Source organism: Pseudomonas migulae NBRC 103157 (genome assembly GCF_002091715.1).
GTDB lineage: Bacteria > Pseudomonadota > Gammaproteobacteria > Pseudomonadales > Pseudomonadaceae > Aquipseudomonas > Aquipseudomonas migulae_A.
Genome location: NZ_BDAG01000030.1, coordinates 41,165 through 55,366, shown reverse-complemented (window position 1 = coordinate 55,366; position 14,202 = coordinate 41,165). Strand labels below are relative to the sequence as shown.

Genomic DNA, 14,202 nt, shown 5'->3' with positions numbered 1-14,202 from the left:
GAACATGAGTTAAAGCGTGAGCTTAAACCGTCAAGGAAGCTTGAAATGACCGTTGATACCCTTTGGGAAATGTCGTACAGATTCCAGGGAACGCTCCGGCAAAAACAGATCGGCGGTGGTTGGTGGGCCATCGCGAGCAGGCTCGCGCCCACAGGAGATAGCGCTTCTCACACAACTTGTGGCCGACACACATCCACTGCAGGAGCGGGCTTGCTCGCGATGACATCATCACTGACAACCCCATCATCGGCCAATAGCCACATATTCAACCGCAACCCGGAACCCGTGTTCTCCGCCCAAAGTCGCCCGCCCTGCCGCTGTACTGCATTCCTGGCAATGCTCAACCCCAACCCGAACCCACCATTTCCGGGCCGCGAACCATCAAGCCGCGTGAAGGGCGAGAAGATCCGCTCCAGATCCTCCTCTGCCACCCCGCCCCCCTCGTCCTCGAGCCACAAGTGCCAGTAATCACCCTCGCGTCGCCCATCCAGTCGCACAACGCCGCCCTTCGGCGAATGACGAATGGCATTGCGCAGGATGTTTTCCAACGCCTGAGCCAGGGTGTTGAGATTGCCGCGCACCCAACAGGATGAATCCACTGCACATTGCAATTGGCCCACCGGGCAGCCACTTTCATAGCAGGCGTTTTCCGTGAGCATTTCCCACAGCGCCTGAATCTGGATCGCTTCGCCGGGCAAGGGTGAGCGCTCGGTGTCGAGCCAGGCCAGTTGCAGCGTGTCTTCGACCAGGCGCTGCATGCCATCGACTTCGCGGCCAATGCGTTCGCGCAGTTGCGTCAGGCTTTGCTCACCCTCGCTGGCCACCCGCAAACGGCTCAACGGCGTGCGCAGCTCATGGGACAGGTCACGCAGCAGCTGTTGTTGCAGGGCCACCGTGCTTTGCAGGCGTTCGGACATGTGATCGAACGCACGGCCCAGCTCACCCAGTTCGTCTGAACGATTGGTGGTGCGATGTGACAGCCGCACGCCCAACTGATCCGCACGCCAGGCATTGGCCTGCTCGCGCAGTTGATTGAGAGGAACCACCAGCAGTCGATACAACCCGACGCACAGCAGCAACGTGAACAGCCCTGGAATCACACCGTTGGTGATCACGCGCCAGAACACTCGGTAACGCCCGGGCATGAAACGCTGGGGCAGCTCGATCACCAGACTGCCGGCAGACGAGTCGCCGGGAAACGGTACGCGCAGCCATGGCATTCGCTTTCTGTGGATGGGCCAGTCCAGACCTCGCAGAAAAGTCAGGCGCTCGATTTCCCGGTCCGTCAGCGGTTGACTGCTCAACGACTGCAAATCGCCGCCGATGACGCCTGACCAGCCTTTTTCACGCTGACGCATCAGCTGCAGCCAGGCATCGACGCCTTCACTTTGCCCCTGCTGCCACGCCTGTTCGGCTTCGGCGGCATAGCGCGTCAGAGTACTTCGGGCCTCATCCGACAGAAACTGGTTGCGCTCTTCCATGTAGCGCCCCCAGGACCAGCTCAACCAGATCATCAGCAGACAGAACGCCACCAGCAGACAGGCGAGTTTCCAGAACAGCGAATGCCGGCCCGGCAGGTCAGACCATTTCATCGGCAACACTCAAGACATAACCCTTGCCCCAGACCGTGCGCACTTCCCGCTCGGTGTAGCCGATGGCCTTGAGCTTTCTGCGGATCTGGCTGATGTGCATGTCGAGGCTGCGGTCGTGGGCCGCATAACCCCGTTGCAACACGTGCTGATAAAGGAAGGCCTTGCTCAACACTTCATCGCCGTTGCGGTTGAGCGTGTCCAGCAAGCGGTACTCGCTGCGGGTCAGGCCGGCGGCCTGCTCGCCAAAGAACACCTCGAAACGTTCATCGTCGAAATGCAGACTGTCCACCGCCAGGGCAATCGGTTCTACGGCAGGCCAACGGTCCAGCGCGACGCGCCGCAGGATCGCTTCGATGCGCACGCGTAATTCGGCCATGCTGAAGGGCTTGGGCAAGTAGTCATCGGCGCCGAGGCGGAAACCGCTGATGCGATCCGCCTCGGCCCCCAGCGCCGACATCAGCACTACCGGGGTGGAATGGCTCTGTCGCAATTGGGTCAGCACATTCAGACCGTTCATGCCCGGGAGCAGAATGTCCATCAGCACGACATCGAAGGCTTGTTCGCGGGCCATCGCCAGACCTTCCTGACCGTCCTGGCACCAGGTCACCTGGAAACCGCTACGGCCCAGTTGCTCGTGAACATAAGCACCGAGCACGAGATCATCTTCGATGGAAAGAATGCGGGGATGGCCGACAGAGATGGGAGTCATGAGTATCTGCAAATAATTCTCAGTTGCCGATTATTCAAGATTGCCTCACCGAGGGCAACCCAAGGGTGTGCCCACGACCCGAAAGCATTCAATGACCCGACGAATGACGACATCAATTTTACGAAGATTGCCCGCAAGCAAATCGCTACACTGCGCAAGTGGCGCGTGCCGGATGTACGCGCAGGTTCCTAAATGGCTGGATGCAGGAGAGATGCGTGCTCAAGAAACTGGGAATTAAAGGCCGCGTGCTGTTGCTGACCTTGCTTCCTACCAGCCTGATGGCTCTGGTACTGGGCGGCTATTTCACCTGGATGCAGCAATCCGACCTGCAGACCCAACTCATGCAGCGCGGCGAAATGATCGCCGAACAGCTCGCGCCTCTCGTGGCCCCGGCCATGGGTCACAAGGACACCGAACTGCTGGAACGCATCGCCACCCAGTCCCTGGAAACCGCCGACGTGCGCGCGGTGACCTTCCTCGCCCCGGATCGCTCGCTGCTCGCCCATGCCGGCCCGACCATGCTCAATCAGGCGCCTTTGGGCAATGGCTCGCAGATGCTGCGCCGCAGTGGCAACGATGCGACGCGTTACCTGCTGCCAGTGTTCGGCAAGCACCGCAATCTGGCCGGCGACCTGATTCCCGATGAAGCCGACCGCCTGCTGGGCTGGGTCGAACTCGAACTGTCCCACAACGGCATGCTGCTGCGCGGTTATCGCAGCCTGTTCGCCAGCCTTTTGTTGATCGGCGCAGGCCTCGCCGGTGCAGCGCTGCTGGCGTTGCGCATGGGCCGGACGATCAACCGGCCGCTGAGCCAGATCAAGCAAGCGGTGGCGCAACTCAAGGACGGTCATCTGGAAACCCGCTTGCCGCCCCTCGGCAGTCAGGAGCTGGATGAGCTCGCGTCCGGCATCAACCGCATGGCCGGCACCCTGCAGAATGCCCAGGAAGAATTGCAGCACAGCATCGACCAGGCCACCGAAGACGTGCGCCAGAATCTGGAAACCATCGAAATCCAGAACATCGAACTGGACCTGGCGCGTAAAGAGGCCCTGGAAGCGAGCCGGATCAAATCCGAGTTCCTGGCCAACATGAGCCATGAAATCCGCACGCCGCTCAACGGCATTCTCGGTTTCACCCACCTGCTGCAAAAAAGCGAGCTGACCCCGCGCCAGCTCGATTACCTGGGCACCATCGAGAAATCCGCCGACAGCCTGCTGGGGATCATCAACGAGATCCTCGACTTCTCGAAAATCGAGGCCGGCAAACTGGTGCTCGACCACATTCCGTTCAACCTGCGCGATTTGCTCCAGGACACCCTGACCATCCTCGCTCCGGCCGCCCACGCCAAACAGCTGGAGTTGGTGAGCCTGGTCTATCGCGACACGCCGCTGTCGCTGGTCGGCGATCCGCTGCGACTCAAGCAGATCCTCACCAACCTGGTGAGCAACGCGATCAAGTTCACCCGCGAAGGCACCATCGTCGCCCGCGCCATGCTCGAAGAGGAGCATGAAGACAGCGTGCAGCTGCGCATCAGCATTCAGGACACCGGCATCGGCCTGTCGAACGAGGACGTGCGGGCGCTGTTCCAGGCCTTCAGCCAGGCCGACAACTCGCTGTCCCGGCAACCCGGCGGCACCGGTTTGGGATTGGTGATTTCCAAGCGCTTGATCGAACAGATGGGCGGCGAGATCGGCGTCGACAGCACGCCGGGCGAAGGCTCGGAATTCTGGGTCAGCCTGAGCCTGCCCAAAACCCGCGACGACGCTGAAGACCTGCCCGGTCCGCCGCTGCTCGGGCGTCGCGTCGCCGTGCTGGAGAACCACGAACTGGCCCGTCAGGCGTTGCAGCATCAACTGGAAGACTGCGGCCTGGAAGTGACGCCGTTCAACACCCTGGAAAGCCTGACCAATGGCGTGACCGGCGCGCACCAGACCGATCAGGCCATCGATCTCGCCGTGCTCGGCATCACCAGCAACGACATGCCGCCGGAACGCCTGAACCAGCACATCTGGGACCTCGAACACCTCGGCTGCAAAGTGCTGGTGCTGTGCCCGACCACCGAGCAGACGCTGTTTCACCTTTCGGTACCCAACCCGCACAGTCAGCTTCAAGCCAAACCGGCCTGCACCCGCAAGCTGCGCCGGGCCTTGTCCGATCTGGTCAATCCGCGCCAGCAACGCAGCGATCCCGGCGAACCGGTGTCCAGCCGTGCGCCGAAGGTGCTGTGTGTGGACGACAACCCGGCCAATCTGTTGCTGGTGCAAACGCTGCTTGAAGACCTGGGCGCCAAGGTGCTCGCGGTGGAAAGCGGTTACGCCGCGGTCAAGGCGGTGCAGACCGAGACCTTCGACCTGGTGCTGATGGACGTGCAGATGCCCGGCATGGACGGGCGCCAGAGCACCGAAACCATTCGCCAGTGGGAAAGCGAACGCCATTGCACCCCGCTGCCGATCGTGGCCCTCACCGCCCATGCCATGGCCAACGAAAAACGCGCGCTGCTGCAAAGCGGCATGGACGATTACCTGACCAAGCCGATCAGTGAACGGCAACTGGCGCAGGTGGTGTTGAAGTGGACCGGCCTGGCGCTGCGCAATCAAGGGCCGGATCGTTCCAGCGACAGCCATGGCGGCAGCCACGAGTTGCAGGTGCTGGACCACGAAGAAGGGTTGCGCCTGGCTGCCGGCAAGGCGGATCTGGCGGCGGACATGCTGGCGATGTTGCTGGCATCCCTGGAAGCCGACCGCGAAGCGATCCGCGTGGCCCGGGAGACCAACGACCACAATGCCCTGATCGAACGGGTGCACCGCCTGCATGGCGCGACCCGTTATTGCGGCGTGCCGCAACTGCGCGCGGCCTGCCAGCGCAGCGAAACCCTGCTCAAGCAACAGGACCCGAAAGCACCCGGCGCACTGGAAGACCTCGACCGCGCGATCAATCGCCTGGCGGCCCATGCCCGTATAAATGCTTGATGCAGCGCAGTGGCGTTGATCACCATCAGCGCTAGGCTCACCGCAATCCTGTAGGAGCCGGCTTGCTGGCGATAGCGGTGTGTCAGTTGGCATTTATGCTGCCTGATACACCGCTATCGCCAGCAAGCCGGCTCCTACAGAAAGATCGGGACATGGAGGACAAGATGCGCACAATTCTTTTCAGCAGCCAGACCTACGACCGCGACAGTTTTCTCGGCGCCGACCTCCCCGCCGGTATCGAGCTGCACTTTCAATCGGCGCGACTGAGCCTGGACACGGCAGCGCTGGCGGAACATCACGACGTCGTCTGCGCCTTCATCAATGATGACCTCAGTGCCCCGGTGCTCGAACGCCTGGCCGCCGGCGGCACACGCCTGATCGCCCTGCGTTCGGCCGGTTACAACCATGTCGATCTCGCGGCGGCGAAGCGGCTGGGGTTGTCGATCGTTCGGGTTCCGGCCTACTCGCCCCATGCCGTGGCCGAGCATGCGGTGGCGTTGATCCTGGCGCTCAACCGGCGTCTGCACCGCGCCTACAACCGCACCCGCGAAGGGGATTTCAGCCTGCATGGGCTGACCGGATTTGACCTGGTGGGCAAGACGGTCGGTGTGGTCGGCACCGGACAGATCGGCGCGACTTTCGCGAAAATCATGAACGGTTTCGGCTGTCGGCTACTGGCTTACGACCCTTACCCCAATCCGCAGGTCGAAGCGCTCGGCGCTCGTTATCTGAGCTTGCCGCAACTGCTGGCCGAGTCGCAGATCATCAGCCTGCATTGCCCGCTCAACGAACAGAGCAAACACCTGATCAACCGCGAATCACTGGCGCACATGCAACCCGGCGCCATGTTGATCAACACCGGGCGTGGTGGTCTGGTGGACACGCCGGCACTGATCGACGCGTTGAAGGATGGCCAACTGGGTTATCTGGGGCTGGACGTGTATGAGGAGGAAGCGCAGCTGTTCTTCGAGGACCGATCCGATTTGCCGTTGCAGGACGATGTGCTGGCACGCCTGCTGACCTTCCCGAACGTGATCGTCACCGCGCACCAGGCCTTCCTGACCCATGAAGCTTTGGGCGCCATTGCCGCGACAACGTTGCAGAACATTGCAGCCTGGGCGGCGGGCACTCTGCAAAATCAGGTCGATGCCGGCTGAACCGGATCGAAGGTCACTTCCCTGCGCGGTACGGCGTCGATGTCCGTGCTAGCATGCCGCGCATATTTGGAGGACCCATGGTCGAACACGATTTCCGCTATAGCCTGATGAACCCGCAACACACCCTCACCGAATGCCGCGCCCTCGTGCCGGGGCGTTATCAAGTCACCGGCAACGGCGGCTCGATTCGTAACAATGACGTGCTGGTCGTGACCCTCAAAGGCGCCAAGGACTTGTCCATGCGCCTGACCGTCGAAACGGTTCGCCACCTGATCAACCCGCCCGGCCAATGGGTCGCGGTGGCCAGCGGCCCGGTGTTCGGCGAACTGGCGATCCACACCTGGCAAGTCAATTGCGACAGCTGCGCCAAAGAGCTCAGCTTCGAGTTCGCGGTCGATGCCAAACTGGGCAACAAGGCCGAAAAGCCTGCCGCTACTGCGCGAATTGCGGAGTTGGGCTGGAAGTCCGTCGGCGAGAAACACCTGTGCCCGAAATGCCAGGAGCCCGCGTGATGAAACGCCTCGCTCTGACCGCGATGGTCGGCGCCAGCCTGCTGGGCTGCGCCGCCGAGCCGGTGAAATTGCAGCAGAACCGCAGCTACATTCTGGAATGGATCGGCGAACGTCCGCTGATGGATTACAGCCACCTGACCGTCACCCTCGGTGAAGACGGTCGCGCCTACGGCAATGGCGGCTGCAACCACTGGTTCGCGCCGTACACACTCGACGGCAACAAGCTGAGCTTCGGCAAGGTCGGCAGTACACGCAAGCTGTGCGCGCCGGCGTTGATGGAACAGGAAAAGCGTTTCCTCCAGGCCCTGGAAAACGTACAGCGCTGGGATGTTTCGCCGATCGACCAGATGCGCTTCTGGCCGGCAGAAGGCAAACCGCTACGCTGGTGGCTTGAAGAGGGTTAACACTTTGTAGGAGCCGGCTTGCTGGCGATAGCGGTGTGTCAGTTGGCATTTATGCTGCCTGATACACCGCTATCGCCAGCAAGCCGGCTCCTACAAGGGATCGCAGTTCGTCAGATGGAATCAGTTAGTCGCCTGCAACGCCTCAAGTTTCGCCATCACCCCCGCCGCCGTCTGCTCGCCCATCAACTGTTCCCGCACCTTGCCTTTGTTATCGATGATGTACGTCACCGGCAACGCTTCGCTGCGCGGCAATTCAAACAGCTCTGCCGGATCCGACGCCAATACGGTGAACTTGATCCCCAGTTTCTCACTGGCACTTTTCAGCTCTTCACCCTGCACATTGTCGAAGTTGACCCCGAACACGCCGATCTTCCTGTCCTTCAACTGATCGGCCAGCCTGTTCAATTCCGGGATCTCCGTCCGGCAAGGGCCGCACCATTCGGCCCAGTAATTGAGCACAAGCCATTGTTTGTCCAGACGTTCGGCGGCGACTTTATGGCCGTTCTGATCGATGCCGTAGTCGTTGCCGCAGCCCCCCAGCATCAGCGTCCCGAAGATCGCCAGTGCCGCTGCCAGTCGCCTTGTCATGTCGTGATCCTTGTTCAAAATTGAATGCGCCTGCGACCCATCGCCTCCCAAGGTTCTGGATTACGCGCTGCACAGTTAGAATAGCCGCCACCTTACGCAAGATGCGACCCGCACATGACCGATCTGACGCTTTATCACAACCCGCGCTGCTCGAAATCCCGCGGTGCGCTCGAACTGCTCGAAGCCCGTGGCCTGACGCCGACCGTGGTGCGCTACCTCGAGACCCCACTGGACGCCGCGCAACTGCAGGGCCTGCTGAAAAAGCTCGGCCTCAGCGCACGGCAACTGCTGCGCACCGGTGAGGACGAGTACAAAACCCTCAACCTCGCCGACGCCAGCCTGAGCGAGGCGCAATTGATCGCCGCCATCGCCGCGCACCCGAAACTCATGGAGCGGCCGATTCTCGAAGTTGGCGACAAAGCCATCATCGGCCGTCCGCCGGAGAACGTGCTGGAGTTGCTGCCGTGAGCGCGCCGTACATTCTGGTTCTGTATTACAGCCGCAGCGGCTCGACCAATGAAATGGCCCGGCAGATTGCCCGCGGTGTCGAGCAGTCCGGGATGGAAGCGCGCCTGCGCACCGTGCCGGCGATCTCCACCGAGTGCGAAGCCGTGTCGCCGGACATTCCGGACGAAGGCGCGCTGTACGCCAGCCTCGACGACTTGAAGAACTGCGCGGGCCTGGCCCTCGGCAGCCCGACGCGCTTCGGCAACATGGCGGCGCCGCTCAAGTACTTCCTCGACGGCACCAGCAACCTGTGGCTGACCGGCGCCCTCGTCGGCAAACCGGCCGGGGTGTTCACCTCCACCGCGAGCCTGCACGGCGGCCAGGAAACCACGCTGTTGTCGATGATGCTGCCGTTGCTGCACCACGGCATGCTGATTACCGGTCTGCCGTACAGCGAATCCGCGCTGCTGGAAACCCGTGGCGGCGGCACGCCGTACGGCGCCAGTCATCACGCCGGGGCCGATGGCAAAAGCGGTTTGAATGAACATGAAGTGGCGCTGTGCCGGGCCTTGGGTCTGCGCTTGGCGAAGACCGCACAAAAGTTGGTGAGCTGAGATGGCGAAAAAGCCGAAGATCCTGCCTTCCATTGAATGGCTCGAACCACGGGTTCGGGCGATGCGCGTCATCAGTCTGCTGTGCTACTTCGGCCTGGTGGGATTGCTCTGCGTTTATTACCTGGTGATCGCCGACCTGCACGGCGCGCGGCCGTGGGTGATTTTGCTGATCGAGCTGGTGCCGCTGCTGTTGCTGGCGCCGGGGATGATCATCGGCAGTGCGCGCGGGCATTCGTGGATGTGCTTTGTGGTGAATCTGTATTTCATCAAGGGCGCACTGGCGGCGTACGACCCCAACCGGCAGCTGTTTGGTTTGCTGGAGATGGGCGCGAGCCTGGCGGTGTTTTGTTCGGCGCTGTTGTATGTGCGGTGGCGGTTTCAGTTGAATCGCAAACTGGCTGGCGAGGGCGAAATCTCAGCCGCCTGACCGGACGCCATCGCGAGCAAGCCCGCGCCCACATTAGACCGAATTCCTTCAGTTGGAATGCGCTCAAATGTGGGAGCGGGCTTGCTCGCGATGGGGGCGACTCGATTTTAATGATTGGCGGTGTACGCCAGCATCATCGAGATCTGGCTCATCGGCCGTCCGCCGCTTTCCTCATGCCACTGATTGAACACACCCTGCACCGTCGCCAGGTCCCGCAGACTGGTCGGCACCTTGTCGACGACTTTCTGCGCATTCAACGCCGCCACCACGTCATAACTCGGCACAAACGTGTCCTTGCCGACCATGCGCAGGAATCGCGGTGCCGACAGCCCGCCCAGTTGATGCCCGCGTTTTTTCAGGTACGTCCATAACCCGACGATATCCGTCACAGGCCAATCAGCGATCAACTCACCAAAGCTGCCTTTCTCATGCGCCACGTCCAGCACGAACTGCGCATTGCGCGGCACGCTCTTGAGCTTGCCCAGGTGGCGGATGATTCGCGCGTCCTGCATCAGGCGCTCCAGGTGTTCGGCGCTCATCAACACGACTTTTTCCGGGTCGAACTTGAAGAATACTTCTTCGAAGGCCGGCCACTTGGCGTCCACCAGGCTGTGCTTGAGGCCGGCGCGGAATACACGCAGCGCCATGGTCGAGAGGTAGCGGTCGTCGCTGATCTTGCGCAATTGCGCCGCGGTTTTGGGAACGGGCAGATGGGCTTCCAGTTCAGCTGCTGAACCGAAGCGGTTCAGACAGTATTCGTGCAGCCACTTGTAATCGCGCATGCCCTCTCCTATTGAATGAAACAAAAACCAATGTGGGAGCGGGCTTGCTCGCGAAAGCGGTGTGTCATTCAGCACCTATGTCGACTGACACTACGCATTCGCGGGCATGCCCGCTCCCACATTTTTAACGGTGTTTACAGGTTTACAACGTTAACGAAGCGCGAAGCCGCCGTCTCGTCGATCTTGAGGCTGGTGAAGTCGAACAGATTGCGATCCGCCAGTTGCGACGGTTGCACATTCTGCAAGCTGCGGAAAATGCTTTCGGTACGGCCCGGCGTCTTGCGCTCCCAGTCCTGAAGCATCTCCTTGACCACCTGCCGCTGCAGGTTTTCCTGAGAACCGCAGAGGTTGCACGGGATGATCGGGAATTGCTTGAAGTCCGAGTAGGCCTGGATGTCTTTTTCGTTGCAGTAGGCCAGTGGGCGGATCACCACGTTGCGGCCGTCGTCGGCACGCAGCTTCGGTGGCATGGCCTTGAGCGAGCCGTTGAAGAACATATTGAGAAAGAACGTCTCGACGATGTCGTCGCGGTGATGACCGAGGGCCATTTTGGTCGCGCCGATTTCATCAGCGAAGGTATAGAGCGTGCCACGACGCAGGCGCGAGCACAGCGAGCAGGTGGTCTTGCCTTCCGGAATAAGCTCCTTGACCACCGAGTAAGTGTCTTTCTCGACGATGTGGTATTCGATACCCAGGGTCTTGAGGTACGCCGGCAGCACGTCTTCAGGGAAACCCGGCTGCTTCTGGTCCATGTTCACGGCCACGATCTCGAACTTGATCGGGGCTACTTTCTGCAAATGCATCAGCACGTCGAGCATGGTGTAGCTGTCCTTGCCACCGGACAGGCAGACCATGACCTTGTCGCCGTCTTCAATCATGTTGAAATCGGCAACAGCCTCACCGGCCTGACGGCGAAGGCGCTTTTGCAGTTTGTTCTGGTTGACCGTGAGAGTGCCCATGACGCGAAATCCGTGAGGTGTGACGAAAGGCCGGCATTTTACGCAAAAACCCTACGCTGGCGAAGACCTTGGGAACTGCACTTTATCTGAGTGAAGGATACCCCTGTGGCGAGGGGGCTTGTCGGAGAGACGCATCGTCCCGTTCGGCTGCGAAGCAGTCGCAAAACTGCTCCCAAGTTCTGCCAGTTGGCTGAATTGGGGAGCGCTTCGCACTCCAACGGGGGCAAGCCCCCTCGCCACAGGGTTTGTGCAAGTCCCAGTAGCGATTAACAGATGTGTTTACAGCGCGATTTGCTCTAACGGCCCCGCACTATTGCAAGTAACTCCTTTCTATACTGCGACATAAGGTCGCATACATATCCAGACCTTTACTTACTTGGCCACATTGGCCTGTATGCGCTCCACTGGGGGGCGACGGTAAAAACAAGAGGAGTGACTGGCATGATCCATCACGTAGTGGGGCTCTTCACCCACCCCGACCAGGAATGGAAAGAAATCCGTGGCGACCAGGAGGAAAGCATCAGCCACATGTACCTGACCCACACGTTGATTCTGGCGGCGATCCCCGCCGTGTCGGCGTTTATCGGCACCACACAGGTCGGCTGGGTCATCGGCAATCGAGCGCCGGTGATGTTGACGACAGAAAGTGCGCTATGGATGACGATCATGTCGTACCTGGCGATGCTCGGCGGCGTTGCAGTGATGGGCGCGTTCATCCACTGGATGGCTCGCACCTATGACGCCAACCCGAGCCTGGCCCGTTGTGTTGCATTTGCGACCTATACCGCGACCCCGCTGTTCATTGGCGGCCTCGCGGCGCTGTACCCACATATGTGGCTGGGGATGATCGTCGGGACGGCGGCCATCTGCTACACGGTGTATCTACTGTATGTGGGGCTACCCACTTTCATGAACATTCCATCAGACGAGGGATTCCTGTTTTCAAGTTCGGTGCTCGCCGTAGGGCTGGTGGTGCTGGTGGCCATTATGGCGTTCACGGTGATTGTCTGGGGACTCGGCGTGGGGCCGGTCTATACGAATTAGCAACACACCACCCAAAAACAAGATCTGCCAACACAGGCCGCCGCAAGGCGGCCTTCTACTCTCTAGTACAAAGCAGAGGGGTAACGACCACTCGGCACCTGAGCGATTCGCAAGCCACCAAGGTTGCGGCATACTCGACGTCTCTGGAGATCCATCAAGCATGCCCGAGCAACTCAATACCCGCGTCGAAGACTGTTACCAGCAAGCCGAATCCTTTTTCAAACGAACTTTCAAACGCCCCGTGGTGAGCCTCAAGCTGCGCGGGCAAAAAGCCGGTGTCGCGCATCTGCACGAGAACCTGCTGCGCTTCAATCCGCAGTTGTACCGGGAAAACACCGAAGACTTCCTCAAACAGACCGTGGCCCATGAAGTGGCGCACCTGATCGCTCATCAGCTGTTTGGCGATCGAATTCAGCCCCACGGCGAAGAGTGGCAATTGATCATGCGCGGCGTGTATGAATTGCCCCCCAATCGTTGCCACACCTATGACGTCAAGCGCCGCAGCGTGACCCGCTATATCTACAGGTGCCCGTGCGCCGACAGCGATTTCCCGTTTTCGGCACAACGGCACAGCCTGGTGCGGCAGGGACGGCGGTATTTGTGTCGCAGATGCCGGAGCACTTTGGTGTTCAGTGGGGAAATGCGGGTCGAGTAGTGAGATTTTTGGTGTTTGGGCCGACCTCTTCGCGAGCAAGCCCGCTCCCACAGTCAATCGCATTTCCCTAAAAGTACTCGATCGAATGTGGGAGCGGGCTTGCTCGCGATAAGACCCGGACAGGCACTAGAGAACCACTTTGGCACGCCGCAACCCGGCAATCCGCTCAGCACCAAACCCCAATTCCCCCAACACCTGATCCGTATGCTGTCCCAGCGCCGCCCCGATATGCCGAGGCTTGGGCAACCCGTCCGAGAACTTCAATGGACACGCCATCTGCGCCTGGCTCGTCCCGTCCCCCCGCGGCACGTCGGTCACCACTTCCCGAGCCTTTAACTGCGGATGCTGAATCGCCTCGCCCAAACTCAGCACCGGTTCCACGCAGGCATCCAGTTCGGAAAACAGCGCACACAACTCGGCAAAATCGTGTTTCTCGAATTCAATCTTCAGCGCATCCTTGAGCTTCTTTTGCTGGGCAGGTTGCGGCGACAAGCCCAGTGCCGCCAGCTCCTCAAGCCCCAACGCCGTGCACAGTTGTTTCATGAAGGCCGGCTCCAGGCTGCCCACCGATAACCAGCGGCCATCCCGCGAACGGTAATAATCGTAAAAGCTGCCGCCATTGAGCATCTGATCTTCCCTGCCAGGCTCCTCGCCACAGGCCAGATAACCCGCACCGGCCATGGCGTTCAGGCTGAACGCGCAGTCGGTCATGCTCACATCCAGATGCTGCCCCAACCCGGTCTGCTGCCGGGCGATCACCGCTGCCAGCAGGCCTATCACCCCGTGCAACGAGCCACCGGCGACATCCGCCACTTGCATGCCCAAGGGCAACGGCCCGCTCTCGGTACGGCCGGTGTAGCTCGCCAGCCCCGCCAGTGCCAGGTAATTGATGTCGTGGCCGGCGCGGTCCTTGTAGGGGCCGGTCTGGCCGTAACCGGTGATCGACACGTAGATCAGCTTCGGGTTGATCGCCTTCAACGCTTCATAACCCAGGCCCAGGCGCTCCATTACGCCGGGGCGGAACTGTTCCAGGACAATGTCGTGGTCCTGCAGCAACTGCTTGATGATCTCCAGCGCCTCGGGCTGCTTGAGGTCCAGCGCGAGGCTGCGCTTGTTGCGATTGAGGTAGGCATGGCTGGCCGACACGCCCTGATCATGGGGCGGCAGCACCCGCAGCAGGTCCATGCGGGTCGGCGATTCGATGCGCAACACCTCGGCGCCCATGTCGGCCAGTAACAGCGAGGCAAACGGCCCCGGCAGCAGCGTCGAGAAATCCAGAACCTTGAGTGATGCCAGTGGGCCGAGCATGAGCGATCTCCGTGAACGATGCTTCCAGCCTAGGC

Annotated in this window: 15 protein-coding genes; 9 read left to right on the top strand and 6 right to left on the bottom strand. The window is 60.8% G+C overall.

The annotated features are described in order from the left end of the window. Positions 1-167: 167 nt before the first annotated feature. Together PMI01S_RS21050 and PMI01S_RS21045 are read right to left on the bottom strand one after the other, a co-directional pair. The gene (locus PMI01S_RS21050; RefSeq protein ID WP_084321988.1) at positions 168-1,592 is read right to left on the bottom strand and encodes a sensor histidine kinase; all 1,425 of its coding nucleotides are present in this window, start codon (positions 1,590-1,592) and stop codon (positions 168-170) included. Then, the gene (locus tag PMI01S_RS21045) at positions 1,579-2,301 is read right to left on the bottom strand and encodes a response regulator transcription factor (protein WP_084321987.1); all 723 of its coding nucleotides are present in this window, start codon (positions 2,299-2,301) and stop codon (positions 1,579-1,581) included. The genes PMI01S_RS21050 and PMI01S_RS21045 overlap by 14 nt, the downstream gene beginning before the upstream one ends. Positions 2,302-2,516: 215 nt before the next feature. Between PMI01S_RS21045 and PMI01S_RS21040 the strand changes: the two genes are divergently transcribed. From PMI01S_RS21040 to PMI01S_RS21025, 4 genes are all read left to right on the top strand, one after another. After that, positions 2,517-5,270, top strand: a complete 2,754-nt coding sequence (locus PMI01S_RS21040; RefSeq protein ID WP_084321986.1) for a response regulator — start codon at positions 2,517-2,519, stop codon at positions 5,268-5,270. 164 nt (positions 5,271-5,434) lie between these two features. Further along, positions 5,435-6,427, top strand: a complete 993-nt coding sequence (locus tag PMI01S_RS21035; protein WP_084322017.1) for a 2-hydroxyacid dehydrogenase — start codon at positions 5,435-5,437, stop codon at positions 6,425-6,427. A gap of 77 nt (positions 6,428-6,504) precedes the next feature. Further along, positions 6,505-6,939: a hypothetical protein gene (locus tag PMI01S_RS21030; protein WP_084321985.1), complete on the top strand. Its 435-nt coding sequence runs from the start codon at positions 6,505-6,507 to the stop codon at positions 6,937-6,939. Next, the gene (locus PMI01S_RS21025; RefSeq protein WP_084321984.1) at positions 6,939-7,343 is read left to right on the top strand and encodes an META domain-containing protein; all 405 of its coding nucleotides are present in this window, start codon (positions 6,939-6,941) and stop codon (positions 7,341-7,343) included. The genes PMI01S_RS21030 and PMI01S_RS21025 overlap by 1 nt, the downstream gene beginning before the upstream one ends. A 120-nt stretch (positions 7,344-7,463) precedes the next feature. On the opposite strand, the gene PMI01S_RS21020 is transcribed toward PMI01S_RS21025, so the two are convergent. After that, positions 7,464-7,931 (bottom strand): TlpA disulfide reductase family protein, encoded by a 468-nt coding sequence (locus tag PMI01S_RS21020; RefSeq protein WP_084321983.1) that lies wholly within the window; start codon positions 7,929-7,931, stop codon positions 7,464-7,466. Positions 7,932-8,045: 114 nt separating this feature from the next. On the opposite strand from PMI01S_RS21020, the gene arsC reads away from it, so the two are divergent. Genes arsC through PMI01S_RS21005 form a run of 3 tightly spaced genes read left to right on the top strand, consistent with a single transcriptional unit; the run spans position 8,046 to position 9,419 of the window. Further along, on the top strand, positions 8,046-8,399 hold the full coding sequence (gene arsC, locus PMI01S_RS21015; protein ID WP_084321982.1) for an arsenate reductase (glutaredoxin): 354 nt from the start codon (positions 8,046-8,048) through the stop codon (positions 8,397-8,399). After that, positions 8,396-8,992, top strand: a complete 597-nt coding sequence (gene wrbA / locus PMI01S_RS21010) for an NAD(P)H:quinone oxidoreductase (RefSeq protein ID WP_008011647.1) — start codon at positions 8,396-8,398, stop codon at positions 8,990-8,992. The genes arsC and wrbA overlap by 4 nt, the downstream gene beginning before the upstream one ends. A 1-nt stretch (position 8,993) precedes the next feature. Beyond that, positions 8,994-9,419 (top strand): DUF2069 domain-containing protein, encoded by a 426-nt coding sequence (locus PMI01S_RS21005; protein WP_084321981.1) that lies wholly within the window; start codon positions 8,994-8,996, stop codon positions 9,417-9,419. 107 nt (positions 9,420-9,526) lie between these two features. Here the strand turns inward: PMI01S_RS21005 and PMI01S_RS21000 are convergent, their stop codons facing one another. Together PMI01S_RS21000 and ttcA are read right to left on the bottom strand one after the other, a co-directional pair. Further along, positions 9,527-10,201, bottom strand: coding sequence for a DNA-3-methyladenine glycosylase I (locus PMI01S_RS21000; protein WP_084321980.1), 675 nt, complete (start codon positions 10,199-10,201; stop codon positions 9,527-9,529). A gap of 134 nt (positions 10,202-10,335) precedes the next feature. Continuing rightward, positions 10,336-11,160 carry a tRNA 2-thiocytidine(32) synthetase TtcA gene (gene ttcA / locus PMI01S_RS20995; RefSeq protein ID WP_084321979.1) on the bottom strand — a complete coding sequence of 275 codons (825 nt, stop codon included), beginning with the start codon at positions 11,158-11,160 and terminating at the stop codon, positions 10,336-10,338. A 441-nt stretch (positions 11,161-11,601) separates the two neighbouring features. Here ttcA and PMI01S_RS20985 point away from each other — a divergent pair, with 441 nt between their 5' ends. Both PMI01S_RS20985 and PMI01S_RS20980 read left to right on the top strand, forming a co-directional pair. Then, positions 11,602-12,204, top strand: coding sequence for a Yip1 family protein (locus PMI01S_RS20985; protein WP_017340184.1), 603 nt, complete (start codon positions 11,602-11,604; stop codon positions 12,202-12,204). Between the two features lie 160 nt (positions 12,205-12,364). Beyond that, positions 12,365-12,859 (top strand): SprT family zinc-dependent metalloprotease, encoded by a 495-nt coding sequence (locus PMI01S_RS20980; RefSeq protein WP_084321977.1) that lies wholly within the window; start codon positions 12,365-12,367, stop codon positions 12,857-12,859. Positions 12,860-12,985: 126 nt separating this feature from the next. Here PMI01S_RS20980 and PMI01S_RS20975 read toward each other — a convergent pair whose 3' ends face one another. Next, entirely contained in the window at positions 12,986-14,167 is a 1,182-nt protein-coding gene (locus PMI01S_RS20975) for a CaiB/BaiF CoA transferase family protein (protein WP_084321976.1), read from the bottom strand. Positions 14,168-14,202: the final 35 nt, after the last annotated feature.

What these genes read in the sequence shown, in the direction of transcription:
- PMI01S_RS21050 (WP_084321988.1), bottom strand. Translation starts at nt 1,592, where the DNA reads ATGAAATGGTCTGACCTGCCGGGCCGGCATTCGCTGTTCTGGAAACTC.
- PMI01S_RS21045 (WP_084321987.1), bottom strand. Translation starts at nt 2,301, where the DNA reads ATGACTCCCATCTCTGTCGGCCATCCCCGCATTCTTTCCATCGAAGAT.
- PMI01S_RS21035 (WP_084322017.1), top strand. Translation starts at nt 5,435, where the DNA reads ATGCGCACAATTCTTTTCAGCAGCCAGACCTACGACCGCGACAGTTTT.
- PMI01S_RS21030 (WP_084321985.1), top strand. Translation starts at nt 6,505, where the DNA reads ATGGTCGAACACGATTTCCGCTATAGCCTGATGAACCCGCAACACACC.
- PMI01S_RS21025 (WP_084321984.1), top strand. Translation starts at nt 6,939, where the DNA reads ATGAAACGCCTCGCTCTGACCGCGATGGTCGGCGCCAGCCTGCTGGGC.
- PMI01S_RS21020 (WP_084321983.1), bottom strand. Translation starts at nt 7,931, where the DNA reads ATGACAAGGCGACTGGCAGCGGCACTGGCGATCTTCGGGACGCTGATG.
- arsC (WP_084321982.1), top strand. Translation starts at nt 8,046, where the DNA reads ATGACCGATCTGACGCTTTATCACAACCCGCGCTGCTCGAAATCCCGC.
- PMI01S_RS21005 (WP_084321981.1), top strand. Translation starts at nt 8,994, where the DNA reads ATGGCGAAAAAGCCGAAGATCCTGCCTTCCATTGAATGGCTCGAACCA.
- PMI01S_RS21000 (WP_084321980.1), bottom strand. Translation starts at nt 10,201, where the DNA reads ATGCGCGATTACAAGTGGCTGCACGAATACTGTCTGAACCGCTTCGGT.
- ttcA (WP_084321979.1), bottom strand. Translation starts at nt 11,160, where the DNA reads ATGGGCACTCTCACGGTCAACCAGAACAAACTGCAAAAGCGCCTTCGC.
- PMI01S_RS20985 (WP_017340184.1), top strand. Translation starts at nt 11,602, where the DNA reads ATGATCCATCACGTAGTGGGGCTCTTCACCCACCCCGACCAGGAATGG.
- PMI01S_RS20980 (WP_084321977.1), top strand. Translation starts at nt 12,365, where the DNA reads ATGCCCGAGCAACTCAATACCCGCGTCGAAGACTGTTACCAGCAAGCC.
- PMI01S_RS20975 (WP_084321976.1), bottom strand. Translation starts at nt 14,167, where the DNA reads ATGCTCGGCCCACTGGCATCACTCAAGGTTCTGGATTTCTCGACGCTG.